Annotated in this window: 1 protein-coding gene; it reads right to left on the bottom strand. The window is 55.1% G+C overall.

Translation table 11 applies throughout. The annotated features are described in order from the left end of the window. Window positions 1-1,141, bottom strand: a 1,141-nt coding sequence (locus CBW22_RS24145; protein WP_141097367.1) for a DUF4158 domain-containing protein, incomplete at its 3' end; no start/stop codon positions are given. Between the last annotated feature and the right edge of the window lie 4 nt (window positions 1,142-1,145).

Below are 1,145 nucleotides of genomic sequence, written 5' to 3'. Positions count from 1 at the left end.
GTGCAGCCCGGAAATGCAGGTCGCGCAATACCGCCGGAAGAAAACGCTTTACCCGCCCGTACTGCTCCACCATTTCGTCATGGAAATTGTTGTTCTGAGGCCGGGCCAGCTCATTCAGCAACAATGAACAGGCCCGCGCCAGCAGCAGCGCTGCCCGGTCAAGATCTTTCAGCGTCCTGAGCCGCTTTTTCTGCCCCGTTTTCTTTGCCTCGCGGGTGATGTCCAGTATCAGCATATCGAGCACATCAACGGCTTCATCCAGCGCTGTTATTTCCTGCGCTTTAACAAATGCGGTGAGTATGGCCAGTTTTCTTTGCTCTGGCATGCGTGCGATATATTTTACCGATGCCATACCTGCGTAACGCGCCAGATTACGCAGTTGTATAGCGGGCAGGCCGGTAAAATTCAGCCGGGAAAACTCAAGGTTTCGCAGCCGGATATACCGCTCCAGCGCTTCGGTAAATGCCGGGCCGCTGACGGTGACCGGGCCCTTTTTCAGTTGTTCCAGCGGTGAAATTCGCAGTCCCTCAGGAATGTCCAGCAGCTCCGTCACGCGGGCAGTCTGCCAGCTGTCCGGCAACGCGGCCAGTTTCTGCCACAGCCGCTGATTTGCCCGTTCGCGTACTTCACTGACGAGACGTACAAGTGTGGTTGCTCCGGGCAGCAGGACCTTATTCTGAAGCAGCCACGCGGTGGCAAAATCAAACATCAGGCCGGGTCGCTCATTACTGAGCCATGCGCGGGTGTACAGCAGGCGCTTCAGGCGGAAAGACCAGGGGAAATCGCCAAATTCATGGTAACCGTAATATTCCTTAATCAGCGCAGTATGCTCTCTGAGGGTGGTATCCCGTTCCGCGTAGCGGGAGAGGACTTCCGGCCGGCGGATATTAAGCTGAACCGCTACAAATTGCTGAACCCCCGGCAGAATCTGGGTTAAATCTGTCAGAAAGGTGCCCAGAAAACGGGCGCTGGTAAGCTGAAGCGCTATTCCCAGCCGGTTATGCCTTCCCCGTCGCTGGTTAATGAAAGCAAGATCCGGTTCATCAAGATGAAAATAGCGCGCCAGCTGCACGTCATTGGGTTCTGCAACATAGCGACCATAATTCAGTTCCTGCTCAGTGGTCAGAAAATCAACGGGCATATCG

The organism is Pantoea sp. VS1, from assembly GCF_002207995.1.
Taxonomy (GTDB): domain Bacteria; phylum Pseudomonadota; class Gammaproteobacteria; order Enterobacterales; family Enterobacteriaceae; genus Pantoea; species Pantoea dispersa.
Note: the sequence above shows the minus strand (reverse complement) of the source record. Positions and strands in the feature narration are given on the sequence as shown.